Raw genomic sequence first — 23,995 nt, forward strand, 5'->3', positions numbered from 1 at the left:
CAAAAAAGATTATGCCTAAATATATCGTGTGGGGAAGTTACTGCGAGGACGTGTTGGAAAAGCGCGCACCTTATCGACAAGCACATTTAGATGGACTGGCAAAACAGAAAGAATCTGGGGTTTTAATTACAATTGGTCCGACTAAAGATGTGACCAAAGTATTTGGGATTTATGAAGTAGAAGATGAGGCGACAGTACGGAATTTAATTGAGTCCGATCCCTATTGGGTCAATGGGATTTGGACGGAGTATGAAGTCAAAGAGTGGGTACAGGCTTTTTGAAAATTGTACTTGAAAATTCCGTCTTGGAGTCGATCCATATAAAAACATTCTAGAGGTGAAACAATGTCAGCGATCGCACCTAAATCGAATTCAGTTTTCAAGCGAGTACTTTTCACCTGCATATCTTTATTGTTAGTTTTTGCTTGTTTACTAGGAACGAAAATAGCTTTAACAGGAGAACCGCAGTTACTTGCTGGAACTCGCCCCGACAATTTAGGCGTTCGTGCGGGTGAACTCGCACCTTGTCCCAAAACTCCTAATTGTGTTAACAGTCAGAGTCAAGATCCCGCACATAAAATCGAGCCTTTTATTTATAATTCCTCTGCTCAAGCGGCTATGACTGACTTAAAAACTGTGCTTCAGTCATTTAGAAGAACAAAACCGATCGCTCAGTCAGAAAATTACCTCTATACGGAATTTACCATCCCCGTTGTTGGGTTTGTGGACGATGTAGAATTTTCGTTGGATGAGAATGCTAGAGTCATCCACGTTCGCTCTGCTTCTCGTTTGGGAGAGTCAGATTTAGGTGTCAATCGTGGCAGAATAGAAACTTTGAGAGCAAAGTTTAACCAAATTAATCGCTCTGATTCTGTATAGAAAATTAGGTTTTAGCCATCTCTAAAGCTTGAATTGCCGCTTGAACGAGATTGTAATAATGGGGTTGAAAGAGATCGACTTGGGTGGCATCTTTACGGCTATTACCCAACAAACCCGTAAGGTTACCCGACTCAATTGCTAGAACTCTTCCTTCAGTATTTTTAATTCTCAATTCTACTGAGTTATCTGTAGAGAAAACACCGCAAGTATAATGCCGCTGTTTGTATTCAAAAGGAATTGTAGTGGAAGTTCGTCTCAGTGGAAATAATATTTGTGGCTGATTAGCTAGACGCACGCCAATTAATTCTAACTCAATATTAGTATTACCATTCCAAGTATTTTCTCGCAAGCGATAGGCAATATCTATCCGTGGTGGTAAAGGAAAATATTCGCGCCAACGCCATGCGATCGCTTTCATTTGTTGTAGGGGCGCACGGCTGTGCGCCCCTATAGATAAATCTTTTTCTTGAGCAACAGTTAATTTAATATGACCCTTACCGACAATTTGCTGGTCGATAACTTTGACATTAGCCGTCCAAAAAACGGGTTCTGGGTTTTCAATTCCACAGGGATGTAAAATATCTAACTGTTGATAAAGCTGTAAATTGAGCAGCTCTAAGTTAGCTTGTGTATCAATATTTAGCAGGGGCTTTAAATGTTCGGGTTGCAAGCAAGAGTTAGCAAATTGAATCAGACGCGATCGCAATGCCTCTAAATTTTCAGATGAGAGGGAAAAGCCGCCTGCTGCTTTATGTCCGCCAAACTTACCTAATAAATCTCGACAGAATTCTAAGGCATCAAAAACATTAAATTCTGGAATACTACGTGCCGAACCGCGAATGTGATGTTCGTCTTCATACGTGCCAATAAATACGGGTACGCCGTAGCGTTCTACCAGGCGAGAGGCGACGATCCCGATTACGCCATGATGCCAATTTGGTTGAACGACAAGTAAAACCCGATCCTCTTGTAGAGACGTTACATGTAACGTCTCTACATAGGCGATCGCTTCCCGTTCGATTTCTTCGCAAAGTTGCTGGCGGCGGGCGTTAATTTGTTCGCATTGCATTGCCCGTTCTAAGGCAATTCCGGCATCATCAGTTGTCAGTAAATCGATAACAATTTGCGGATCGCCAATTCGCCCGATCGCGTTTATGCGAGGACCGAGGCGAAAACCGATATCATCTGGTTTGAGCGACTTATTTTTGTCGTTCACACCACTCACTTGAATCAAGGCTTGAATTCCAGCAATTTGAGACTGGGGAAGCAATCGCAATCCGCGTTTCAGCCAGCGACGATTGACACCGATTAAGGGTGCGAGATCGGCGATCGTTCCTAGTGTAAAGAGTTCTAATAAAGGCTTGACTAAACCCTTAAGTTGTCCTGTTTTCTGAGCCAGACAAATAGCCAGGACGTAAGCAACGCCAACCCCAGCTAAACCCCAATAAGGTGAAGATTCGGGAATGAGTTTAGGATTGAGGATCGCGTTTGCTGGGGGTAAAGTGGGGGGAATGTCGTGATGGTCCGTGACGATGACGTTTAAACCAAGTTCTCTTGCCCTGGCGATTGGTTCGATCGCGGCAATACCATTGTCTACGGTTAAAATTAGCCGCACGCCTTCACTGTGAAATTCTTCGACAATCCGTTTGTTAATGCCATAGCCTTCTTGCATCCGGCTGGGAATAGCATAATCGACTTGCGCCCCCAACCAGCGCAAACTGCGGAGTAACAAAGCTGTACTTGTCATCCCATCGGCATCGTAGTCGCCGCAAATGGCAATTTTCTCTTGAGCAGCGATCGCTTGCTCTAATAAGTCTATGGCGATCGCCAGGTCGGGAAATGCCTCTAGGGGTGAGGGCAAATCTAAAGTTTCTGGATTGATAAATATTTCTGCCTGCGCTGGTGTCTCGATGCCGCGATTGACTAAAAGCTGGTTGACTATAGGTGAGAGCTGGTTTATTGTTGTCAACTGGCTGACCAACTCCGGTTGAGCTGGATGTATTTGCCAGCGCTGATTTGGCAGGCGACGCGGACGGCGAGGTAATCCTGATGACGGTTGGGCTAACACGGGGACAGAAATAGAGGCTCAGCACTATATTGTATGAGGCTAATGCGTAATTTAGCGCGATTACTGCATTCGATCTATAGTTCTATACTGAATTGCCTCGGCAACATGATGGCTTTGCAGGTTTTTTTCTGCGCCTAAATCGGCAATTGTCCGCGCCACTTTGAGAATGCGATCGCTGGCTCTAGCTGACAAGCCTAATTTCCGAATCGCTCCTTCTAATAAGCTTTTAGAAGCATCATCTAATTGACACCACTTCCGCAGATGACGACTTTGCATTGCTGCGTTACAACTAACAGACAATTCTGACTCAAACCGATCGCGGGTGCGATCGCGTGCTGCTTGCACTCTTTGCCTGACGCTTTCCGAATCTTCCCCCGTTGGCTGCTGGGTAATTTCCTCTGGTTTGAGCCGATTCACAGCCACCTGCAAGTCAATTCGATCCATCAAGGGACCTGAAAGTTTTGCCCAGTATTGCTCTCTTTGTCGCGGGGAACAGGTACACGCTTGGATGGAATCGCCAAAGTAACCGCAAGGGCAAGGATTTGTACTCGCGACTAAAGTAAATTGGGCGGGAAACATCACCGATTGGCGGGTACGAGATACAGTGACGTGACCGTCTTCTAAAGGCTGGCGCAGAAATTCCAAGACATCTCGCTTAAACTCCGTCAATTCATCGAGAAATAAAACACCATGATGAGCTAAAGAAATTTCCCCAGGACGAGGAAAAGTCCCGCCACCAACTAAAGAAGGACCAGAGGCGGAATGGTGGGGACTGCGGAAGGGACGTTCTGCAACCAGCGAACCTTTATTTTTCAATAACCCTGCTACCGAATGAATTTGGGTAACTTCCAACGCCTCATTGAAACTGAGTGGTGGCAAAATTGACGGTAGACGACGAGCCAACATCGTCTTCCCACTCCCTGGTGGACCCACGAAAATTAAGTTATGCCCCCCAGCTGCGGCAATTTCTAAGGCTCTACGAGCGTGAGCTTGTCCTTTGACATCTTTTAAATCTGCACCAAAATGGACACTTCTTACGATCTCCCGCTTGCCTTCAAACTGCACGGGCTGATACTTTTCTGGCTGGTTGAGAAATGCTGCGACTTCCGATAAAGATTGAAAACCATACACTGATATCCCTTGTACTAAAGCTGCTTCCTGGGCATTATCTGCGGGTACGACTAACCCAGTAATCCCCATTTTTTGCGCCGCTGCCGCCACGGGTAAGACACCAGCCACTGCCCGCAAGCCGCCATCCAAGGAGACTTCACCCAGAAATAAGAAATCCCCTAGCATTTGCGGGTTGACCTGCTCTGAAGCCGCCAAAATGCCCACGCTCATCGGTAAATCGAAGCTGGGTCCTTCTTTCCTAATATCTGCTGGCGCTAAGTTAATTACGATCCTTTTCAACGGAAAAGCATAACCAGCGTTTTTGAGCGCTGCTTTCACCCGTTCTTTCGACTCCTGAACTGCCAGATCCGGTAATCCTACCACGACAATTCCCGGTAGCCCCGCCGAGACATCGATTTCGACTCCTACTTTGACGGCATCGATGCCAACAATTGATGCACTCCAAACCCGTGCCAGCATTTTATATTTCTTCCATGACAAGAACCCTTTAGAATCTCTAACAGAGTTCAAGGGCGATTGGCATGAGTGAAACCACAGATACTATTTTTGGCAAAATCATTCGTAAAGAAATTCCCGCCAATATCGTTTATGAAGACGAACTGGCGATCGCATTTAAAGATATTAATCCCCAAGCCCCCGTTCACATCCTCGTGATTCCCAAAAAACCTATAGCCAAGCTATCGGATGCCGAATCTCACGACCACGCCCTCATGGGTCATTTGTTACTAACTGTTAAGCGAGTCGCCCAGCAAGTAGGACTGAATAACGGCTATCGCGTCGTGATTAATACTGGTGCAGACGGCGGACAAACCGTGGATCACATGCACCTTCACATTCTCGGCGGGCGACAAATGAGTTGGCCTCCTGGTTGACTCGTGTTTCACAGAGACATTTCTGTGTGGATAAGCTGAGGGAGCTGAGGGAGCTGAGGAAGAAATAATAATTAAATTACTGATAGAAAGAGTAATTTTCGAGCTTGTATTGGATTTCGATTATGCGGCTGAAAGCTTTGCTGTGAAGAGTTTTCAGCCGCTCTGTCTTTCATATGAACTGACTAAACTATAGTAAAACTTATAGCAAAGATAATATAAGCTAATCTTCATAATCTTTACAAAACTCAATGAAGTTTCTTATAGTGTTAACAACAGGGAAAACAAACCCTGATTTGCATAACCAAACGCAATACATAGAACCATGACAACCACATTACAAAGACGCGAAAGCGCTTCCTTGTGGGAACAGTTTTGTAACTGGGTAGCCAGCACGGAAAACCGCCTGTATATTGGCTGGTTCGGCGTGTTGATGATCCCCACCTTACTAGCTGCAACCACCTTGCTTCATCGTCGCCTTCATCGCCGCACCCCGGTAGACATCGACGGGATCCGCGAACCAGTAGCAGGTTCCTTAATTTACGGCAACAACATCATCTCTGGTGCAGTTGTGCCTTCATCCAACGCCATCGGCTTGCACTTCTACCCAATTTGGGAAGCAGCATCATTAGACGAATGGCTGTACAACGGTGGACCTTACCAATTGGTAATTTTCCACTTTTTAATCGGTGTATTCTGCTACATGGGACGTGAGTGGGAACTATCCTACCGTCTAGGAATGCGTCCTTGGATCTGCGTAGCATACTCTGCACCAGTAGCAGCAGCAACCGCAGTCTTCTTAATCTACCCAATCGGACAAGGTTCTTTCTCAGACGGGATGCCTTTGGGCATTTCGGGAACATTCAACTTCATGTTAGTGTTCCAAGCCGAACATAACATCCTAATGCACCCCTTCCACCAATTAGGTGTAGCTGGTGTGTTCGGTGGAGCGCTGTTCAGCGCGATGCACGGTTCTTTGGTGACTTCCTCCTTGGTACGTGAAACTACCGAAACCGAATCTCAGAACTACGGTTACAAATTCGGACAAGAAGAAGAAACCTACAACATCGTTGCCGCACACGGTTACTTCGGTCGTTTGATCTTCCAATACGCTTCGTTCAACAACAGCCGCGCGCTGCACTTCTTCCTCGCAGCATGGCCCGTGATCGGGATTTGGTTCACCTCCTTGGGCATCAGCACCATGGCGTTCAACCTCAACGGCTTCAACTTCAACCAGTCGGTGGTTGACTCTCAAGGACATGCGATTGGCACATGGGCAGACATCCTCAACCGCGCTAACCTGGGTATGGAAGTGATGCACGAGCGCAACGCTCACAACTTCCCCTCGACTTAGCAGCAGTGGAAGCTCCTTCCCTTAATGGCTAATTCGCGCTTCTAACTCATAAGCGCCTCCCTAGAAAGGGGGCGCTTTTTGCTTTCTCTAAGTTTGGTAAGGGCGGGTTTACAGAGATTTTTAAGTTGAGCAATAAATATGGTTGGCGAACCCACCCTTACTTGCATTTATCTCTACAATTCAACTAAAATAGTAAATCTTGCCCTAGCTCCATTAAAGATGAGTCTGGAGACGGTAGCAAAGGTAAGAGCCTTTTCATACCGTCGGTCGCGGCTCAAGGCTAAAAACCTGTTGGTACAGGTACTCTACCCCCTCTTATCTTTCTCTGGTAGAAGGATGATAGGGGGTAGTCCGGTGCAAAGGATTGGTTTGGTATCCTATCTTCAGTAGTAACCGCGATCGCAGAAAAATATTTAAGTATACAGGACAGCTCATGGCGAAACGAGTGCAATTAGTTTTAACGCAAGACATACTTAAGCTAGGCAAAAATGGCGACCTAGTTGATGTAGCCCCTGGCTACGCCCGCAATTATTTGCTGCCTAAAAAAATGGCAGTACCAGTTACACCTGGAGTTTTAAAGCAAGTCGAACGTCGTCGAGAAGTTGAACGGCAACGGCAATTAGAATTAAAGCAGCAAGCACAAGAATTGAAAGCGGCTTTAGAAAAAGTTGGCAGTTTCACCATTGCCAAGCAAGTAGGGGAGAAAGAAGCAATCTTTGGTACGGTGACAGACCGCGAATTAGCTACCTTAATTCAGCAAGCGATCGGTCAAGAAGTGGATCGTCGTGGTATTACCTTACCTGACATTAGCAAACTCGGTACTTACAAAGCTGATGTGAAGTTACATCAAGATGTGACAGCAACGGTAGAAGTGAAGGTTGTAGCAGAATAATTGGTGGTTAGTTGTTGGTTGTTAGTTTTTGGTTAACTCTCACTTCTTCCCATTTACCAATTACCAATTACCACTTATGAAAAAATCGGGTAAAAGTAGAGACAGCCTCTTGAACTTTTGCCTGTTATTTTTTATATATGTACAATAATCAACAAAAATTTTTAGAGAATGGAGTCGATCGCCTGCCACCTCAAAATGTTGAGGCAGAAGAAGCGATCCTGGGTGGTATTCTACTCGACCCTGAAGCAATTGGCAGAGTGAGCGATCGCCTAATTGCAGATGCTTTTTATATTGATGCCCATAAAGAAATTTATCGCGCCGCACTGCAACTGCACTCGCAGGGTAAACCTACCGATTTACTATGTGTTGTTGGTTGGTTGAGCGATCGCGAACTCCTCAGTAAAATTGGTGGTAAAAGTAAATTAGTCCAGTTGGTAGACCGGACTGTTTCGGCAATTAATATCGATGCTTTAGCTGGCTTGGTGATGGATAAATACCTGCGCCGTCAGCTAATTACATCGGGAAATGAAATCGTACAACTAGGATTTGAGACAGATAAAGAGCTAGCAACTGTCCTCGACCAAGCAGAACAAAAGATTTTTGGCGTGACTCAAGAACGCCCGCAGCAGAAATTAGTGTCAATTTCTGATACTTTAATCTATACCTTTCAAGATATTGAGAGTCATAATCAAGGCATTGCCCAGCCTGGGCTATCGTGTAACTATTACGATCTCGATGCGATGACGGGCGGTTTCCAGCGTTCCGACTTGATTATTATCGCTGGTCGTCCAGCAATGGGAAAAACCAGCTTTGCTCTAGGTTTAGCGCATAATATTGCGAGACTGCACAAGTTTCCTGTTGCAGTATTTAGTTTGGAAATGTCAAAAGAGCAGCTAGTACAGCGCTTGTTGTCCAGCGAAGCGGGAATTGAGAGTCAGAGGTTGCGAACGGGAAGAATTGCTCAGAACGAGTGGGAATTATTGTCTCACGCGATCGGCGAACTGTCAGATTTACCGATATATATTGACGATACGCCAAACATTACCGTGATGGAAATGCGTAGTCAAGCTCGTCGCCTGCAAGCAGAAAAAGGTAAAGAATTAGGTTTAATTCTGATCGATTATTTACAATTAATGGAAGGTAGCGGTGATAATCGCGTCCAAGAATTATCAAAAATCACGCGATCGCTCAAAGGTTTAGCGAGAGAACTCAACGTACCAATTATTGCCCTTTCTCAGCTCAGCCGTAGTGTAGAAGCCCGGAATAGCAAACGCCCGATGATGTCAGACTTGCGAGAATCGGGTTCGATCGAACAAGACGCGGATATCGTCATTATGCTTTACCGCGATTCTTATTACAACCCCGACTCTCCCGATCGCAACATTGCTGAAGTCATCATTGCCAAACACCGCAACGGTCCCACCGGAACTGTCAAGCTATTATTCGATCCAAACTTGACCAAATTTGTGAATTTAGCCAAGCAGAATTTTTAAGCAGAATTTTTCAATTGTCATTTGTCATTCGTCATTGGTCATTTGTGTTTGCCAATGACAAATGACAAGTCAAATGACTAATTAATTAACCTTCAACAACTCCACGTCAAAAATCAGCGTAGCGTTGGGAGGAATAACGCCACCCGCACCGCGAGCGCCGTAACCCAATTCTGGGGGAAGAACAATCTGGCGACGTTCGCCTACTTTCATCGTGCTGAGTGCTTCGTCCCAGCCTTTAATGACCTGTCCCGCACCAACCTTAAACGAAAAAGGTTGACCGCGATCGCGAGAGCTATCAAACTTAGAACCATCTTCTAAAGTTCCCGTATAGTGAACTACGACGGTTTGACCTTTTTTCGGCGTTTCTCCGCTTCCCTCTTGGAGGACGGTGTATTTCAGCCCAGAATCAGTTGTAATTGCTTTATCGTCAGACATTGGAGTTACCTTATTTGGTGCAGTTGGGGTTTGCGTTGGCTTCTCAGCTATAAGCGTGCTGGATGTAGCTTGAGTTGATGCTTTAACAGATGTAGTTTCAGCCAGAGCATTATCTTTCGCTCCTCCTACCTGAGCTAGCACCAAAAGCACTACGCAAACTAACGTAATTCCCACGCTGATGAGAATTTCTTTCAAAATTAGACCCTCCTTCAGCTATGCAAGTGCGTCACTACTATATCTTGATAATGGGGTAGTTGGTAATTGGTAGTTGGTAGTTGGTGGTTGTTAATGGTTGATAGTTAATCGTTCATCGCCATTAACCATCAACCATTAACCATTAACTATTATCGCCACATCTTATTTTCCAAATCGCGGATTTGACGCTCTAGGCGATCGATCCGTCCCCGTAACTCGTCCATTTCTGACTGACGGGGTACGCCAAGATCCTGCATGACATTGCGGATCTGCCGTTGCAACTGCGCCTCAAAAGTTGTGGGATCGATCTTGAGCTGCTGCATCATGTTGTCTACAAACACTTTGGCTTGGTCAGAATTCATTTTGCCATCCTTGACCAATTCATCGCTTACTTCCCGCAACTTCTCAGCTACAAGGGAAGTCGTACCAACACCAAGCATCAATAGTTGTTTAATCCAGTTGTTATTATCCATCCTGCTATCCGGTTAGTTAAAGGAATTTATCAACAAGTTGTACGGGCGGGTTTACCAAGAGACTTTGTGACTTACAGAGATTTCGGGTGAACCCGCCCGTACAGAAATAGCGCTGCGATCGAGCTATGCTAAAAACATGTCACCCCAACTCCTCCTGTTATATTCTGGCAAATTTGGCGATCGGCATCCTTTCAAGCAGTAGAGAAAAAAGCGCGTGGTTATCGAGTTTCTCAAGTTTAAAGTCACTCCTGAATTAAGGGAGAAATTTATCCAAAAAGATGCAGAAATTTGGACAACAGCACTATCTCGCTATCCTGGATTTCTCAGTAAAGAGGTTTGGATAGAACCCAACGCACCAATGGAGGTTGCGATAATTATTCGTTGGGCAACGCGAGAACAATGGAAATCTATCCCTATCGAGCAACTCGACAAGATTGATGCTAAGTTTGCCCAGCAGATGGGGAAAACCTACGAGTTGATTCAGTCATCCGAGTATCAAGTCCGCAAGTTTCCTCAGTCATAATTGCTTTGTACCATGCCTACCTGTCCCCGTTGTCATCAAGCAGTTGACTCTCAGGTAGTCAACTGTCCTTATTGCCGCACGCCGCTCAAAGCATTCGGTCATCCAGGCATTCCCTTACACCGTGCTACCGGTGACGAACCTTTGTGTAAAACCTGCACTTACCATTTAGATGATAGCTGCACGTATCCCCAGCGTCCATATGCGACAGAGTGTACGCTTTACCAAAACATCGAGCAAAAACGACTGGAGGAGGAGCAAAGACAGAAAAGCAAGAGTCCTGCTATTGTGTTGCAAAATTGGCTGAAGCGCAATCAATCTTTGTTGTTAATTTTAGGGTTGTTATTAGTCTGTTTCCTCATCGCTTTGAGTCATGTCTAAAACAGAAGCTCCCATCGACACCAATATTGTCACCTTTGCAGATATCGAAGCAGCACACCAACGGTTGACAGGTGTTGCTAACAAAACTCCCGTAATGACTTCCAGAACGGTAAACGAACTGACGCAAAGACAAGTGTTTTTTAAGTGCGAAAATTTTCAACGGATGGGAGCATTTAAATTTCGGGGGGCGTATAATGCCTTGTCGCAGCTCTCAGAACAACAAAAACGGCAGGGTGTACTCACATTTTCTTCAGGAAATCACGCTCAGGCGATCGCACTTTCTGGTCAGTTACTCAACATTCCCACTACAATTGTCATGCCGAAGGATGCGCCAGCTGTGAAGTTAGCTGCTACGCAGGGTTATGGTGCAGAGGTACTGTTGTACGATCGCGCTAAAATGACAAGGGAAGAGTTAGCAGCCGAACTATGTCGGGAACGCCAACTCACTTTTATTCACCCCTACGACCGTTCTCAAGTTATCGCCGGACAGGGTACAACTGCGAAAGAATTAATCGAAGAAGTGGGAGAATTAGATTTACTCTTAGTTTGTTGTGGTGGTGGAGGTTTGTTATCGGGATGCGCGATCGCAACTAAAACACTTTCCCCGCAATGTAGAGTTATTGGTGTAGAACCGGAAAGAGCAGATGATGCGACGCGATCGTTTCATAGCAAAATCCTGCATACGGTTCGTAATCCCGATACAATTGCTGACGGCGCTCGAACTCCATCGTTAGGGAAGGTTACATTTCCTTTGGTTTTGAAATATGTAGATGACATGGTGACAGTTTCGGAAGATGCAATTAAACGCACCATGTATTTTTTGTGGGAAAGGATGAAAATTGTCGTCGAACCCACTGGAGTATTAGCCGCCGCGGCTTTATTGGAGGGTGCTGTTGCTGCACCAGGGGCGAGAGTTGGAGTGGTTATCAGCGGTGGTAATGTGGATTTACAACAAGCTGGAGCTATATTTTCTTTTTTAGCAAAATAGCTATGATAATATTCGTGTCAACTGCAACCACGCCACTGCTCCGCTACACCCTGACGAATCGCATCTTCCATTTCACTTAGACTTTTAGGCGTACCTTGATATTTCAGACATCCTGCAACATTCTGCAATGTTGTTTCTGGGAAAGGCTTTTTAGGTTTAAGCAGAATGCCATCACCCGTATCAATTACAATCAATTTTTGTCCTGCTTCCCAACCATGAATATTGCGCAACGCTTTTGGGATAATAACTTGACCTTCACTTGACAAGCGGGTTGTTTCCATCGATCGATCGCACAAACTATGGTAAGAAATTTGTAAAAATTATAGCATGGGCTGCTAAACTCGAAGTTCGGCAAGGATAAGCGAGTAATGATTATACGAGAAGCCAATATACATGACGTACAAGCGATCGCACGGGTACATGTAGATACTTGGTATACGACATATAAAGGAATTGTCCCAGAGTCGTATCTAGCTAAAATCTCTTACCAACAGCGAGAGAACGCTTGGCAAAAAATTATAGAAGCTACGATGAGTAGCAGCCAATTTATTTATGTAGCTGAAAATGATTCGAGACAAATCATTGGTTTTGCTAACGGTGGAAAAGAACGCACTGGCGATCGCACTTACAAAGGTGAGTTATATGCCATATACATTTTAGCAGCATACCAGCGTCAGGAAATTGGATACAAATTAATCCTATCTGTTGTGGATAAACTATCTGACTTAGGATTTAACTCAATGTTGGTTTGGGTATTAGCAAATAACCCTGCTTGCGGGTTTTATGAAAATATTGGTGGACAAAAAGTATACGAAAAACAAATTGAAAGAGGCAGGGTAATGTTAAAAGAAACTGCCTATGGATGGCAGGATATAACAACTGTACGCGATCGCATTCACCACTATTAAACTACATGAGCGGTTGTATCAATTGTATTTTCAGTTGAAATTTCTACTTCTGGTATGCCAACAGTCTTGTTACTATGTACTTGAAAGACTGCTAGATCGAACCAGAAAGTTGTCCCTACACCAACCTCGCTGACTAAATGAATATTGGCGTGATGCTTGTCCATAATATTTTTCACAATAGAAAGTCCTAACCCAGTTCCTTCTAAAGTGTGTACGCGGTTTTCCACGCGGAAAAAGCGATCGAAAATAGCTGCTTGATCCTCTGGATCGATACCAATTCCCGTATCTGAGATTTCAATTCTTACTTGGGGAGAGACAATGCGATCGCCGCTTGCAGGCTCCATTTTATACGCACGGATTGCTACTTTTCCACCTTGCTCAGTAAATTTAAGCGCGTTGCCAACTAAATTAGTGAATACTTGAAGCAATAAGTCGTAATGTCCGAAAACTTGTGGTAGTTCGGGTTCGAGTTGCTGAATTAATTCAATTCCTTTGTCTTTAGCATTCAACTGATAATTTCGTAAAGTTTGTTCGATTGCTTGTGCTAAATCTACCCCTTCAAAATGATAAATCCGACAAGAAGATTCTAAACGAGATAAGTCTAAGACATCATTAACCAAACGAGTGAGGCGATCGGTTTCGTTATTTGCAGTTGCTAAAAATTCCCGCTGTTCTTCGGTGCTGAGGTTTTCACCGTAGTCGTGAAGGGTTTCAATATAAGTCTTGATATTAAACAAAGGCGTGCGTAACTCGTGAGAGACGTTGCTAATAAATTGGCTTTTCGCCTCATTCAGTTCGACTTCGCGAGTAATGTCTTGCACTGTCATAGCAATTCCCTTAATACTTTCTCGATGTTGGTCGAGAACGGTAGTCAGAAGAATCCGAATCGTACGCATAGTTGGCTGAGAAAGCGGAATTCTAAACTCTGCACTTTCGCTTTCTCCCCTTGCTATTTTGTATAAAGGGCGATTTAATTCTGCTTGCACTGAGATTGGTAGATGATTTAAGACGCTATCTCCAATGACCTCTCCATTTTCCCAGCCAAAAATCCGTCGTGCTGTGGGATTGACTAAAATCACTTGCATATTGGTGTCAAGTAGGATAGCACCATCAGCAATAGTAGAAACTAAAGTTTCTAATTTAGCTTTCTCGGCAGTGAGTTCTTCGATATTTTGTTCCTCGTAACGCTCTAAACGTTCTGCCATTTCATTAAAGCTGAAAATCAATTCCTTGAGTTCTCCTCCCAAAGGCAAATCGATCCGCTGTTGAAAATTGCCAGCAGCAATGTTTTTCACACCCGTCAATAACTCTTTGATGGGTTTGGTAATCATGAGAGTATTAAACACAGCACCCAAAATGACCATGACCCAAATTGAGACGAAAACAGCAATTGTTACATCGCGGGTGAGATTGGAAGAGGTGACAACTGTAGGATTTGGGTTGATTCCAATTGCTAATACTCCCAAATATTTACCTTCATGGTTGAGCGGGACGAAAACATCCGTGACTTCCCCATCAGGCGTTCGGTGTTGCCGCACCATCGGCAATTCAGAATTAGCGGCGTAATCTTCTGGTAGCTGAATCCGGCGCTCAATTGTCAGTGAATTTTGTACGGCTGGTTCCCAAAAAGGAATTCCAAAAAAGATTTTTCCTGCTTCGTCGGCATAGAGCATGTAGCGCACGCTAGAAGTGCTGCTGTAGAAGCGTTGAGAAAACTGAGCGACTTCGGTGTAATTATTCTCCGCTACCAGAGGGGCAACGTTAGAAGCAAGTAACAACCCCAAGTCACGTCCGAAGCGGGTTTCATTTACCCTTGCATCCACTTGAATCGTGTTAACTGCCCAAAAAGTGAAACCACTGACAATTAACGAAACCACCAGCGTCGCAGCAGCCATCAACTTAGTTGGCAGAGTTAACTCAAACCACCAACGGGCGATCGCTTCTCGGATTGTTTTTAACGGCGCTAACATGTGAATAAAAATTGGTATCTTATAAGTCCTTTGTTCTAAGGTAAAGTTTTTCGACTTAAAAGACAAAGAGGGGAGCCGTAGGGGCGCACAGCAGTGCGCCCGTACAGGAGTCGGGAAGAGGATAAATTACGAATTCCGAATTCTATAGCCGATGTCGCGGCGATAGTAGATGCCGTCAAAATGGATTTGGGCAATCGCATCATAAGCAAGGGCGATCGCTTGCTCAAAATTCTCTCCTACTCCAGTTACGCCTAAAACCCTTCCTCCATCTGTGAGTATGGGTATATCGTCTTTCCCGACTCCCGACTCCCGACTCCCAACTCCCGCTTTAGTCCCAGCATGAAATACACAACCCCCCGAAGCCTGGGCTGATTCTATTCCTGTGATGACTTGACCTTTTTCATATGCACCTGGGTAGCCTTTGGCGGCGGCGACGACACAGGCGGCGGCTCCCGGCTTCCAGGCGATGGGAGGCAATTCACCTAGTTTTTGCTGACAACAAGCCACGAGTAACTCTTCTAGGGGGGTTTCCAGTAAAGGTAAAATAGCTTGGGTTTCAGGATCGCCAAAGCGACAGTTGAATTCTAGAACTTTAAATTCCCCTGTAGGAGCAATCATCAAACCTGCATATAATACACCTCGGTAGTCGATGCCTCTAGAGCGTAAAGTGGCGATTGCAGGCTGTAATACCTCTCGTTCGATCCTTGCCATCAATTCTGGCGTAACCAGGGGAGCAGGGGCATACACTCCCATTCCGCCCGTATTCTCGCCTGTATCCCCTTCTCCGATGCGTTTGTGGTCTTGGGCTGGTAGTAGGGGACGAATCGTTATTCCGTCTGTCAATGCCAATACAGAGGCTTCTTGTCCGATTAAGCATTCTTCAATGACAACGAACTTACCCGCGTCGCCAAATTGCCCCGCGAAAATCGCTTCTAGAGCTTGATGTGCCTGTGCGACTGTTTCGGCTACGATCACGCCTTTGCCTGCGGCTAATCCATCAGCTTTGACGACTATGGGCGCTCCTTGTGCGGTGACATAATCTTTAGCAGCAGATTCCTGGGTAAATACAGCAGCTTTAGCGGTGGGAATTCCTGCTTTCTGCATCAAAGCTTTTGCCCAGGCTTTACTTGCTTCAATTTGCGCCCCAGCTTTGGTAGGACCAAATACCATTGCGCCTTGAGCTTGGAGATAATCTGTAATTCCCATAGCCAGAGGAACTTCTGGACCCACTACCACGAGATCGATCCCCTGTTCTCGAACTGCTTGACCGATCCGTTCAAAATCATCCACGGAGTAGGGCAAATTTTGACAGCGTGACAGCGTCGCCGTTCCCCCATTACCAGGAGTACAAAATACCTGTTCCACCTGGGGCGATCGCAACAAAGCCCAAGCGATCGCGTGTTCTCTGCCCCCATTACCTACGACTAAAACTTTCACTGCTTTCCTCTAATGCTGCGATCGATTATCTCGTATTGTGGGGTTGGAGAATTGTAGAGACGTTACATGTAACGTCTCTACAATTCTTTCTGCTGTTGATAAATAACTTTAAACTGTCGCTGTTGAATTTTATGATCCACGATTGGATTAGGATAGTCTACGGCAGCGCGAGCGCGTTTTGAAATATTTCCACTCAGTAACTCTTCTGTGTCAAAAGAGCGCAATTCTGGCAGCCACTCGCGAATATATTCTCCTTCAGGATCGAATTTTTGGGCTTGACTAGCAGGGTTGAAAATTCTAATTGGTTTGGGGTCCATGCCACTTGAAGCACTCCACTGCCAACCGCCATTGTTAGCTGAAAGATCCCCGTCAATTAGTCTTTGATAAAAATATTTTTCTCCCAATCTCGGATCGATGAGTAAGTCTTTGGTGAGAAAATTTGCGACGATCATGCGACAACGATTATGCATCCACCCAATATTATTCATCTGTCGCATTGCTGCATCGACAATTGGATAACCCGTTCTACCTTCACACCAAGCTTGAAAATATTCTTCGTTATTTTCGTAAGGAAAATTCTTAAATTGTTGTCGATATGCGCCTTGTTCGAGTTCGGGGAAATGATACATGGCGTGTTGATAAAATTCTCGCCATGCAAGTTCCTGCTGCCAAGCGCGAATACTCGTCTGTGCTTCATCGCTACGAGTATTGTCCATTGCCTCAACTGTAGCAGCCCAAACTCTACGAATACCGATCGCACCAAATTTTAATGCTGCACTTAGTTGAGATGTCCCATCATAAGCAGGAAAATTTCGCTGTTCTTTATACTCTTCGATCGCCCGATGGCAGAATTGTTCTAATCTCTCTCGTGCTGCTGCTTCTCCTGGTTCGATAACTAAGCCATTTTCCCAATTAAATCCTAAATCTTTTGCAGTCGGTAGGGCGATCGCGCCTGCTTGTTGTGCAATTTGTAATTCTTGTTCTGACAACCCTTCTACATCTTTTAATGCTTCTGCGGGTGCAGCTTTCGGTTTGCTACTCCAATTCCGCCAGAAGGGAGTAAATACGGTATATGGTTGGTTGGAACCTGTAAAAATATCGTCTGGGGAATGTAAAATCTGATCCCAATTCTCTTCTAAAACTTGGATGTCTTTTTCTTTTAAGCTTTCTATGACAGTGCGATCGCGTACCTGAGAATATGGTTCTACATCCCAGTTCCAGAATACAGCTTTTGCTCTCAGGGCAGTAGCCAGCGCTGGAATGGCTTCACGGGGTTCGCCTTGCAAAATTAATAATTGGCTGCCAACTTGAGCGTAACGCTGCTGTAGTTGCTGCAAACAGCCTATCATGTACGTAACTCGCACGGGAGCGACATCATCTCGTTCTAAAATATTGGGGTCGAGGCAGAATACTCCTACGACCTTTTGACTTCGTTGCCTTGCCGCAGCTAGTCCGGTGTTGTCAGAAATCCGCAAATCGCGACGATGCCAGAAGAGGATGAGGTCAGACATTCACAGTTACTACTTAGTTCACTCGTACTAGCATAAAGGTTTCTGCTACCAGACAGCATCAATCCACTGGATGTTTTTTAGATTCCTTCTCCAAAGGCAATTATTTCAGCTACAGTTAAATTTAGCTCGGGAAAAAATTGAGATTTGATGCGATCGCTCCCTGTAAAACTTTCAAAGTGGTATTCTTTTTCTGTCAAAATGCTGTCAGAATTTACCAGTTGTCCCACAGAAATTGTCGGTTGCAAGATTTTCGGATTTCTTCTACCTGGATATTTATCGAGATGAAATAGCGGATCGATAATCCATAGTTCTTGTACACCAAAAGCAGCATACCAAATGGGTTTGTTTCTATAGTCGTCTTCCCAGTTAGTGCCAACAATTTCAATTGCGATGCTAGGCGGTTCTCTCAGTACTGCTTCTACTTGAGTTTGCCGATTCCAATCTTCGCGTTTGATGACAATTAAGTCAGGCTTGTGAGTATCCTTCCTACCTAGTAGGAGTACTGGTTGAGGATGAATGAGTAACCCTAAGTTAGCCCTTTTATTTTCTAATTTCAGCGTAAACAATAACTCGCTACGCAAATTTTCATGTTTTCCAGATGGATTTACCATCGGTACTATAATGCCATTTATGAGTTCGTATGTTTTTCCTTCTGGTAGATCCAGTTCGAGAAATTCTTCAACTGTATAAGTTTTTATTTGAATAGTAGTAACCATAGGACAGGTTTCCGCAAGGTATACTTTATTCTAGTTCTACGCTTGATGACTGAGCCAATGTCAAACTAAGGCATACGACAACAACTTTATTCCTGCTTTAGTATGTCAGTTAGTGCGTTTGCGATCGCATCAAGATCGTTCAAGCAAATGCAAGTATTAGCATTAAAACATCTAGAAAATATTGCTTTTTTAAAAATTCCCGATCCCACATGATGCACCTCTCAATTAGCGACTACCACTTCTAGTTAAATTAGCACCTTGAGTTCTGCGATAATATTCATAAAAGTATCGATAGCCATACACATGAATATTTGACTGCATCGTAATGACTTTTTTCATAACATTGAGATAATTAGCTCTTGATTCTTGAGAAGAGGAAGCTTGATACTGTTTTAAGACTATCTCTCTTTCTTCCATTAATTCTCTGTATTCTTCAGGAGCTGTAGCTTTCATGGGCTTCCCTAAAGGAATATAACTGAGAGTATCATAAATTGGTCGCATCAACCCTGGCTTTTCATAGCTAAGAAAATCTCCTTCAGTCTCAACCCTAGTTATTCTCGAAACCAGGGTTGGATATCGCTGTTGAAAGTTTTGTTGCGTAAATGCAGGCGTACCAAAAACTATAATTCTCATATTCTTAGGTAAAATTCCTGCATCTGCTAGCATGGCAGCATATAGAATTGCCGTCCCACCTAAACTATGTCCGGTAATTAAAACTTCAATATCCGTATTAGGCTGTTTTTGCCAGCGTAAAATTTCAGCTACTAATTCTTTTGATTTTGCATCTGCAAAAACCGAACCAGCATAGTTTTTAAATCCTTCGTGGATCAAAACTGCCGCATTTCCATACAGATTAACTGGTAATCCCGCTACGTTCGCAGCTAAGTCGTTGGGATCTTCCAATCCTACGTAAGTTCCTTTAAAGGCAATAACATAAGAAAGTTTTCTTCTTCCTGTCTGGTGCTTTCCTAGCTGCCGAATTAAAATTGCATACCCGCCAAAAACTCTATCTTTTTTCACAATGAAAAAATCAGAGAGTTTTAATCTTTTGTTGACTACATTAATGCTTTTGGCTTCATATAATCGAGCGATCTGATTAACAACGTTAGCACGCTGAGTCGGGTTTTTTGTTCTTTCAGTGTCAAACAACTGATAAATTAAATTTGTGGTCAGATGAGCAGCTTTGCCAATATCCGCACAGGCTACAGAGCGCTGTAAACACAATTGTTCAAATTGTGCAGATCTAACATTAGGAATAAGATTTGCTGTATTGGCAGGAGATTGAGCATTTAGTGGCTGAGAGATACCGAGCAATCCCCAACATAATGCAACTCTTGTTAAAAAAATATTTGTATTTTTTGGTAGAGATTTCATGGTTGCATGTTGTCAAGAAAAGTTTTGTCAAGAAAAGTTGTATTAATTAACGTTTTCGACTGCTGAATTCAGTAGCAAATTCTGCTTCTAAATTTGGCATTTTACGAGGGTCTACAAGTCCGCGTCGGACAATCGCATCTAAAGGAGGGGTTGGCAACTGAACTGCTGGTAGCTTTTGAATTTGCTCTGTTAACAACTGATTCAAGGTTTCGGGAGTTAAATTTTGATTTGATAGAGCTTCGTTGAGTTCTGGTCCCGTGGGAATACCGAGAAAATATTCTTGTTTTTCTTGTGGCGATTTGGGTTGATAACCAGTCGTGCGATCGATCGCTCGAAGAGATTCCGTCGTACAATTCCGCTTGAGAGTATCGTACATAAGGTTAGTGCGATCGCGATCGCCTTGCATAATGACATTGAACAACAATTGTTGTTTTTGTTGCAGAGTTAATGCCAGCCTAATCTGTTCGATTCGATCGGTAAATGGATACTTAACAGCATCTTGAATTCTATCTTCTAAACCAACTATTTCATGGGCTACAGCATAAAAATCAACTAATCCTGAAACGGGATCCCATACACCCGATCGTAACCAGATAGCATTAGCAGAATAAATAAAATCCCGCATCCGAATTGCTTTTTGTCTCTTATCTCCTACAGATTGTGGAATTAAAATTGCTTCGCGACCTGGTTTGAGACGAAAACGAATTTGTCCGTGAGCGCTATACGGACTGCGTAAAACATTAAAATATTGAATTTGAAAGATGGCATCTTCTACAGCATTTTTGGGAATCTGAGCTACCCAGTACTTACCCTTGTGTTTGAAGTTAGCAAACAACATCGTTCCTGACGCAGGCTTATATAGTGCAGCTTCCCTAGAGGAGAGCATTCTCACAGAGCGTTGTTCGCAGCTCAAACACTGACCTTTAAAGGCTCCTTTTGGCATTCTCGACTGAGGATCAAAAGGATCTTTAGGGTCGCAAATACAACTTTTATTATTACTAGGTTGAGACGGTCGTGCATTGCCTGATTGAGCTAATACTGGTGGTGTAGAAGTAAAAAATGAAAGTGCTGACAATGCCGTTGCTGTTACTACTTTCCAGCGAAAATATCGTAGCATAATTTGATATTGAATTTAAATTGATTAACTGAAAAATCGAAAAAATAGATTTAATAGAAATCGCTTTTTTCAAATCTAGCTCTTTGGGAATCTATCTTTTGTGCAATGAGACAAGGCAGGTTTATTCAGATCTTCAAACGAGCGTAGAAATTTCAAGTGAACCCGCCCTTCCGTATGTCTGACTTTTGACTTTTGACTTTTGACTTTTGCTGTTTAATTATCTACTTACATCAAACAATATCTTTGCGCTTCTGGACTCCAAATAGAAGGGCAAACATAGCAACTATTAGCACTCCCAGCATCGACCAGTGCCAAGCTAAATTGACTTTGAATGAAGCACCATAGTCTTTCTTAAAGCGTTCGATCAATCCTTCTCCACTCTTGATCGCGCCCTCATATTTTCCTTTCCACTCGCTATATTCTTTTTGCCAGGCATCTACATCTTTTTTGTATTTGTCTACTCTTTTTTCATAGTCATCGAGTTTTCTAGGATCTGAAGGAGCTTTTCCCGGATCTTTCGGCTTAACTGGCTCTGGCTTATCTACTACTGGGTCGTATTTAGCTTTTAGACCTGGAAAAACGCATTTTTTAAACAGTGTTTTACCTAAACACTGGCTCTTTTTCTTCTGTTCGGCAGTTTGTTTTTTCCGGTCTTTTTCTGATAGTTTCCAGTATGAATCATCAGCTACGTCTTCACCCATTTGGGAGATCGTGACTAACGACTCAAAAGACCACTTTGTAATTGTGATGCGATTGATCAGCTGCCCTGGAGGACCAAACGTCTCTACAGGTAACATCCCCCCACCAAACGTAATTTGCGGTACGAGGAAAATAATTGTGAGTAAGGGTGCTACGTTTTGGTTGGGCGAAATTGCCGATACTAGAAGCCCCATCACCATCCCAGCTAGAGTAGCCAGGAAAAGAGTGACATACATATTGAATAGTTCTGGCGTGCCACCAGGAAGCTCGATCGCCAGCCATTTAAATAACAAGAAGATTGCTGCTTGATATAGAGCTATTATGACCCCAATCCAAACTTTAGACATGATATAGGGCAAAATTTTCAGCCCGATCATGCGTTCGCGGCGATAGATTTCTTGTTCTTTGACAATCTCGCGCATGGTAGCTAAGCTACCTACAATTACCGCAATTAAAGCGGTAGTAAATAGCATCGTGATTGCTTGTCCGGCATCACCTTCTTGAAGATTGAAAACGTCTCGCTTCCAAGTTACAAAATCCATGATGCCGAGAATTGGCGCGATCGCACCCATCAAAAACAAACCAGCGCGATCGCGCATCAAAATTGCTAAGTTGCGCCGCGACAAGATGATAAACTGCTGCCATGCCGAGACTTGCTTAATTGTGCTACCTGGTTTCTGTTTGGCTCGATGGCTTCTTTGTGCCATTTGGGGCATTTGCAGCTGTTGTTGGCGCTCTAATACGTACTTGTGATAGTGACGCGAGTTTCTAAAGCGTTGCTGCCACTCTTCGGGAGATAATTCGTGTTCTACCTTGCCGTAGATTTGGTCGAACTCCTCCACCCCAAAATAGTCAATTGCTTCTGCTGGCGGACCAAAATAGGCGACTCGACCCCCTTTCGCCAAAAATACCACGCGATCGCATAGCGTGACGTTCTTCGTAGCATGGGTAATTAGCAAGATCGTCCGTCCCTGATCTGACAATTTGCGCAGCAACTTCATGATCTGAAGTTCCGTACCAGGGTCAAGACCGGATGTCGCTTCATCAAGGAAAAATAGGCTGGGTTTGGTAATTAGCTCGACCCCAATTGATACCCGCTTGCGCTGTCCGCCGCTCAATGCTTTTACAGGTACGTCCTGGCGTTGCAGCAATTCTAAGTCTGTCAAAACTTCTTGTACCCGCTTTTGACGTTCGCCAGGAGTCGTATCTGAAGGCATCCTTAACTGAGCAGCAAAATCGAGCGCTTGCTTGACCGTCAGTTCTTTGTGGATGATGTCATCTTGAGGGACGTAACCGAGTTCGGTACGGTAGGCATTAAAGTTTTTGTATAAATCTTCCCCGTTTACCAGTACCATCCCACTTGTAGCAGGACGAAAACCGTTGAGTGCGTCGAGTAGAGTCGATTTACCACCACCGCTGACTCCGGCAATCACGATGAATTCTCGCGGCAAGATTGACAGCGAAATGTCATCAAGCAAGGTCGTGCCTTTACCGACAACCTTCGTTAAGTTCACGGCATCCAGACGCAGATTACCTTCTTCGTTGAAGCTCACTAAAGTCTCATCAACGTTGAAGACAAAGCGAGTCGGACCGATGCGAATTGTATCTTCAGGTCTAAGCGACTGCGAACCGCTGACGCGCTTGCCGTTGACGAAAGTACCGTTACTGGAATTGAGGTCGGCGATCGCAAACGTCCCATCTTGACGCGAAATTCTGGCATGATAGCGCGATACAGTCGGATGGTCGATCGCAATATCGTTTTGCTCGTCGCGACCGATGGTTAAATTATTGCGATTGCTTAAATTCAGTTGATGCGTAATACTCGGTACTTGGTCGGTGGCAGCTGTCTGGAAAGTTAGAGTAATTCCAGAACCAATCGCGATCGCGTCTCCATCCATTAACCGCCGTTCGCTAATGCGTTGCCCTTGATATAACAACCCATTTCTGCTACCTAGATCGACTATCGTGTAGCTGCCTTGACGCTCGACCAATTCGGCGTGCCGTGACGAAACTTGGGGAAAATTAATCGGGACATCACAACTAGGATCGCGACCGATAATCATCTGGTTTTTGACAATCGGAATATCTTGCGTTCCCGCGGGAGTCGTCACCCGCAATATGGGTGTCACGATCTGAGTCTGAATCGCTTGCGGTGGTGCAGCAAAATTCGTGGCTTCAAAACCAACAGTCGTCCCTATCCCCGTCATCTGGGTTGCAGTTGCACCTGTAGTGACTTCCTCAACACCGCAAAAGCGCAACTCGCAACCCCCGATTCTAATCGTGTCTCCATCTTTGAGTTGCCTCGGTTGACTAGGAGCCAACCTAGCATTATTGACAAAAGTGCCAGTACTACTTCCTAAATCTGTTAGCAAGTATCCACTTATACCTTGGGGCGCAAGCTGAGCGTGATAGCGCGAAACATTACTTTCGCTCAAAACTAAGTTATTGTCTCCCGCTCGACCAATTCGCACCACATCGCCGTTGAGTGGAAATTCTTGCTTACTACCGTCACGTCTACCAATCTCCAGACGTGCAGAAGACTGAATCATAATATTTTTATTTTTTAATTATTCTGTAGTTTGATGT

Annotated in this window: 22 protein-coding genes; 10 read left to right on the plus strand and 12 right to left on the minus strand. The window is 44.3% G+C overall.

Annotation, left to right across the window (positions count from 1 at the left end; translation table 11 throughout):
- Positions 1 to 11: 11 nt before the first annotated feature.
- Together N4J56_RS20275 and N4J56_RS20280 are read left to right on the plus strand one after the other, a co-directional pair.
- A complete protein-coding gene (locus tag N4J56_RS20275; RefSeq protein WP_317108085.1) occupies positions 12 to 281 on the plus strand; it encodes a YciI family protein in 270 nt (89 codons plus the stop codon).
- Positions 282 to 344: 63 nt separating this feature from the next.
- A complete protein-coding gene (locus N4J56_RS20280) occupies positions 345 to 878 on the plus strand; it encodes a DUF1499 domain-containing protein (RefSeq protein WP_317108086.1) in 534 nt (177 codons plus the stop codon).
- A gap of 4 nt (positions 879 to 882) precedes the next feature.
- Here the strand turns inward: N4J56_RS20280 and recJ are convergent, their stop codons facing one another.
- Both recJ and N4J56_RS20290 read right to left on the minus strand, forming a co-directional pair.
- Positions 883 to 2,946, minus strand: coding sequence for a single-stranded-DNA-specific exonuclease RecJ (recJ, locus tag N4J56_RS20285; RefSeq protein ID WP_317108087.1), 2,064 nt, complete (start codon positions 2,944 to 2,946; stop codon positions 883 to 885).
- Positions 2,947 to 3,006: 60 nt separating this feature from the next.
- The gene (locus tag N4J56_RS20290; protein WP_317108088.1) at positions 3,007 to 4,536 is read right to left on the minus strand and encodes a YifB family Mg chelatase-like AAA ATPase; all 1,530 of its coding nucleotides are present in this window, start codon (positions 4,534 to 4,536) and stop codon (positions 3,007 to 3,009) included.
- A 62-nt stretch (positions 4,537 to 4,598) separates the two neighbouring features.
- Between N4J56_RS20290 and N4J56_RS20295 the strand changes: the two genes are divergently transcribed.
- The 4 genes from N4J56_RS20295 to dnaB all read left to right on the plus strand — a co-directional run bounded on the left by N4J56_RS20295 (position 4,599) and on the right by dnaB (position 8,685).
- Complete coding sequence (locus N4J56_RS20295; protein WP_106170859.1) at positions 4,599 to 4,949, plus strand: histidine triad nucleotide-binding protein; 351 nt, start codon at positions 4,599 to 4,601, stop codon at positions 4,947 to 4,949.
- A gap of 322 nt (positions 4,950 to 5,271) precedes the next feature.
- Positions 5,272 to 6,300 carry a photosystem II q(b) protein gene (psbA, locus tag N4J56_RS20300; RefSeq protein ID WP_410500361.1) on the plus strand — a complete coding sequence of 343 codons (1,029 nt, stop codon included), beginning with the start codon at positions 5,272 to 5,274 and terminating at the stop codon, positions 6,298 to 6,300.
- Between the two features lie 433 nt (positions 6,301 to 6,733).
- A complete protein-coding gene (rplI, locus tag N4J56_RS20305) occupies positions 6,734 to 7,192 on the plus strand; it encodes a 50S ribosomal protein L9 (RefSeq protein WP_317108089.1) in 459 nt (152 codons plus the stop codon).
- A 137-nt stretch (positions 7,193 to 7,329) separates the two neighbouring features.
- A complete protein-coding gene (gene dnaB, locus N4J56_RS20310) occupies positions 7,330 to 8,685 on the plus strand; it encodes a replicative DNA helicase (protein ID WP_317108090.1) in 1,356 nt (451 codons plus the stop codon).
- An 81-nt stretch (positions 8,686 to 8,766) separates the two neighbouring features.
- Here the strand turns inward: dnaB and N4J56_RS20315 are convergent, their stop codons facing one another.
- Both N4J56_RS20315 and N4J56_RS20320 read right to left on the minus strand, forming a co-directional pair.
- On the minus strand, positions 8,767 to 9,315 hold the full coding sequence (locus tag N4J56_RS20315) for an FKBP-type peptidyl-prolyl cis-trans isomerase (RefSeq protein WP_317108091.1): 549 nt from the start codon (positions 9,313 to 9,315) through the stop codon (positions 8,767 to 8,769).
- Between the two features lie 149 nt (positions 9,316 to 9,464).
- Positions 9,465 to 9,788: a phasin family protein gene (locus N4J56_RS20320; protein ID WP_015155970.1), complete on the minus strand. Its 324-nt coding sequence runs from the start codon at positions 9,786 to 9,788 to the stop codon at positions 9,465 to 9,467.
- Between the two features lie 214 nt (positions 9,789 to 10,002).
- Between N4J56_RS20320 and N4J56_RS20325 the strand changes: the two genes are divergently transcribed.
- The 3 genes from N4J56_RS20325 to N4J56_RS20335 are packed head-to-tail and all read left to right on the plus strand — an operon-like array spanning position 10,003 to position 11,677.
- Entirely contained in the window at positions 10,003 to 10,311 is a 309-nt protein-coding gene (locus tag N4J56_RS20325) for a TIGR03792 family protein (protein ID WP_317108092.1), read from the plus strand.
- Positions 10,312 to 10,323: 12 nt separating this feature from the next.
- Positions 10,324 to 10,689 carry a hypothetical protein gene (locus tag N4J56_RS20330; protein ID WP_106168778.1) on the plus strand — a complete coding sequence of 122 codons (366 nt, stop codon included), beginning with the start codon at positions 10,324 to 10,326 and terminating at the stop codon, positions 10,687 to 10,689.
- The gene (locus N4J56_RS20335) at positions 10,682 to 11,677 is read left to right on the plus strand and encodes a threo-3-hydroxy-L-aspartate ammonia-lyase (protein WP_317108093.1); all 996 of its coding nucleotides are present in this window, start codon (positions 10,682 to 10,684) and stop codon (positions 11,675 to 11,677) included. The genes N4J56_RS20330 and N4J56_RS20335 overlap by 8 nt, the downstream gene beginning before the upstream one ends.
- A gap of 17 nt (positions 11,678 to 11,694) precedes the next feature.
- Here N4J56_RS20335 and N4J56_RS20340 read toward each other — a convergent pair whose 3' ends face one another.
- Complete coding sequence (locus N4J56_RS20340; protein WP_317108094.1) at positions 11,695 to 11,958, minus strand: AbrB/MazE/SpoVT family DNA-binding domain-containing protein; 264 nt, start codon at positions 11,956 to 11,958, stop codon at positions 11,695 to 11,697.
- A gap of 87 nt (positions 11,959 to 12,045) precedes the next feature.
- Between N4J56_RS20340 and N4J56_RS20345 the strand changes: the two genes are divergently transcribed.
- Complete coding sequence (locus tag N4J56_RS20345; protein ID WP_317108095.1) at positions 12,046 to 12,585, plus strand: GNAT family N-acetyltransferase; 540 nt, start codon at positions 12,046 to 12,048, stop codon at positions 12,583 to 12,585.
- Here N4J56_RS20345 and nblS read toward each other — a convergent pair.
- From nblS to N4J56_RS20380, 7 genes are all read right to left on the minus strand, one after another.
- Positions 12,582 to 14,555, minus strand: a complete 1,974-nt coding sequence (nblS, locus tag N4J56_RS20350) for a two-component system sensor histidine kinase NblS (protein ID WP_317108096.1) — start codon at positions 14,553 to 14,555, stop codon at positions 12,582 to 12,584. The genes N4J56_RS20345 and nblS overlap by 4 nt on opposite strands.
- Positions 14,556 to 14,681: 126 nt before the next feature.
- On the minus strand, positions 14,682 to 15,992 hold the full coding sequence (gene purD, locus N4J56_RS20355; RefSeq protein ID WP_317108097.1) for a phosphoribosylamine--glycine ligase: 1,311 nt from the start codon (positions 15,990 to 15,992) through the stop codon (positions 14,682 to 14,684).
- Positions 15,993 to 16,069: 77 nt separating this feature from the next.
- Positions 16,070 to 17,503 (minus strand): deoxyribodipyrimidine photo-lyase, encoded by a 1,434-nt coding sequence (locus tag N4J56_RS20360; RefSeq protein WP_317108098.1) that lies wholly within the window; start codon positions 17,501 to 17,503, stop codon positions 16,070 to 16,072.
- Between the two features lie 77 nt (positions 17,504 to 17,580).
- A complete protein-coding gene (locus N4J56_RS20365; RefSeq protein WP_317108099.1) occupies positions 17,581 to 18,219 on the minus strand; it encodes a Uma2 family endonuclease in 639 nt (212 codons plus the stop codon).
- Positions 18,220 to 18,444: 225 nt separating this feature from the next.
- A complete protein-coding gene (locus tag N4J56_RS20370) occupies positions 18,445 to 19,593 on the minus strand; it encodes a lipase family protein (protein ID WP_317108100.1) in 1,149 nt (382 codons plus the stop codon).
- Positions 19,594 to 19,639: 46 nt separating this feature from the next.
- Positions 19,640 to 20,710 carry a DUF4105 domain-containing protein gene (locus tag N4J56_RS20375; RefSeq protein ID WP_317108101.1) on the minus strand — a complete coding sequence of 357 codons (1,071 nt, stop codon included), beginning with the start codon at positions 20,708 to 20,710 and terminating at the stop codon, positions 19,640 to 19,642.
- Positions 20,711 to 20,940: 230 nt separating this feature from the next.
- Positions 20,941 to 23,958 (minus strand): FHA domain-containing protein, encoded by a 3,018-nt coding sequence (locus N4J56_RS20380; RefSeq protein WP_317108102.1) that lies wholly within the window; start codon positions 23,956 to 23,958, stop codon positions 20,941 to 20,943.
- Positions 23,959 to 23,995 lie beyond the last annotated feature (37 nt).

This window comes from Chroococcidiopsis sp. SAG 2025 (assembly GCF_032860985.1).
Classification (GTDB): domain Bacteria; phylum Cyanobacteriota; class Cyanobacteriia; order Cyanobacteriales; family Chroococcidiopsidaceae; genus Chroococcidiopsis.

Bases quoted from the DNA above. Each gene is read 5' to 3' on its own strand.
- N4J56_RS20275 (WP_317108085.1), top strand. From the start codon at position 12: ATGCCTAAATATATCGTGTGGGGAAGTTACTGCGAGGACGTGTTGGAA.
- N4J56_RS20280 (WP_317108086.1), top strand. From the start codon at position 345: ATGTCAGCGATCGCACCTAAATCGAATTCAGTTTTCAAGCGAGTACTT.
- N4J56_RS20290 (WP_317108088.1), bottom strand. From the start codon at position 4,536: ATGCTGGCACGGGTTTGGAGTGCATCAATTGTTGGCATCGATGCCGTC.
- N4J56_RS20295 (WP_106170859.1), top strand. From the start codon at position 4,599: ATGAGTGAAACCACAGATACTATTTTTGGCAAAATCATTCGTAAAGAA.
- psbA (WP_410500361.1), top strand. From the start codon at position 5,272: ATGACAACCACATTACAAAGACGCGAAAGCGCTTCCTTGTGGGAACAG.
- rplI (WP_317108089.1), top strand. From the start codon at position 6,734: ATGGCGAAACGAGTGCAATTAGTTTTAACGCAAGACATACTTAAGCTA.
- dnaB (WP_317108090.1), top strand. From the start codon at position 7,330: ATGTACAATAATCAACAAAAATTTTTAGAGAATGGAGTCGATCGCCTG.
- N4J56_RS20320 (WP_015155970.1), bottom strand. From the start codon at position 9,788: ATGGATAATAACAACTGGATTAAACAACTATTGATGCTTGGTGTTGGT.
- N4J56_RS20330 (WP_106168778.1), top strand. From the start codon at position 10,324: ATGCCTACCTGTCCCCGTTGTCATCAAGCAGTTGACTCTCAGGTAGTC.
- N4J56_RS20335 (WP_317108093.1), top strand. From the start codon at position 10,682: ATGTCTAAAACAGAAGCTCCCATCGACACCAATATTGTCACCTTTGCA.
- N4J56_RS20340 (WP_317108094.1), bottom strand. From the start codon at position 11,958: ATGGAAACAACCCGCTTGTCAAGTGAAGGTCAAGTTATTATCCCAAAA.
- N4J56_RS20345 (WP_317108095.1), top strand. From the start codon at position 12,046: ATGATTATACGAGAAGCCAATATACATGACGTACAAGCGATCGCACGG.
- nblS (WP_317108096.1), bottom strand. From the start codon at position 14,555: ATGTTAGCGCCGTTAAAAACAATCCGAGAAGCGATCGCCCGTTGGTGG.
- N4J56_RS20360 (WP_317108098.1), bottom strand. From the start codon at position 17,503: ATGTCTGACCTCATCCTCTTCTGGCATCGTCGCGATTTGCGGATTTCT.
- N4J56_RS20365 (WP_317108099.1), bottom strand. From the start codon at position 18,219: ATGGTTACTACTATTCAAATAAAAACTTATACAGTTGAAGAATTTCTC.
- N4J56_RS20370 (WP_317108100.1), bottom strand. From the start codon at position 19,593: ATGAAATCTCTACCAAAAAATACAAATATTTTTTTAACAAGAGTTGCA.
- N4J56_RS20375 (WP_317108101.1), bottom strand. From the start codon at position 20,710: ATGCTACGATATTTTCGCTGGAAAGTAGTAACAGCAACGGCATTGTCA.
- N4J56_RS20380 (WP_317108102.1), bottom strand. From the start codon at position 23,958: ATGATTCAGTCTTCTGCACGTCTGGAGATTGGTAGACGTGACGGTAGT.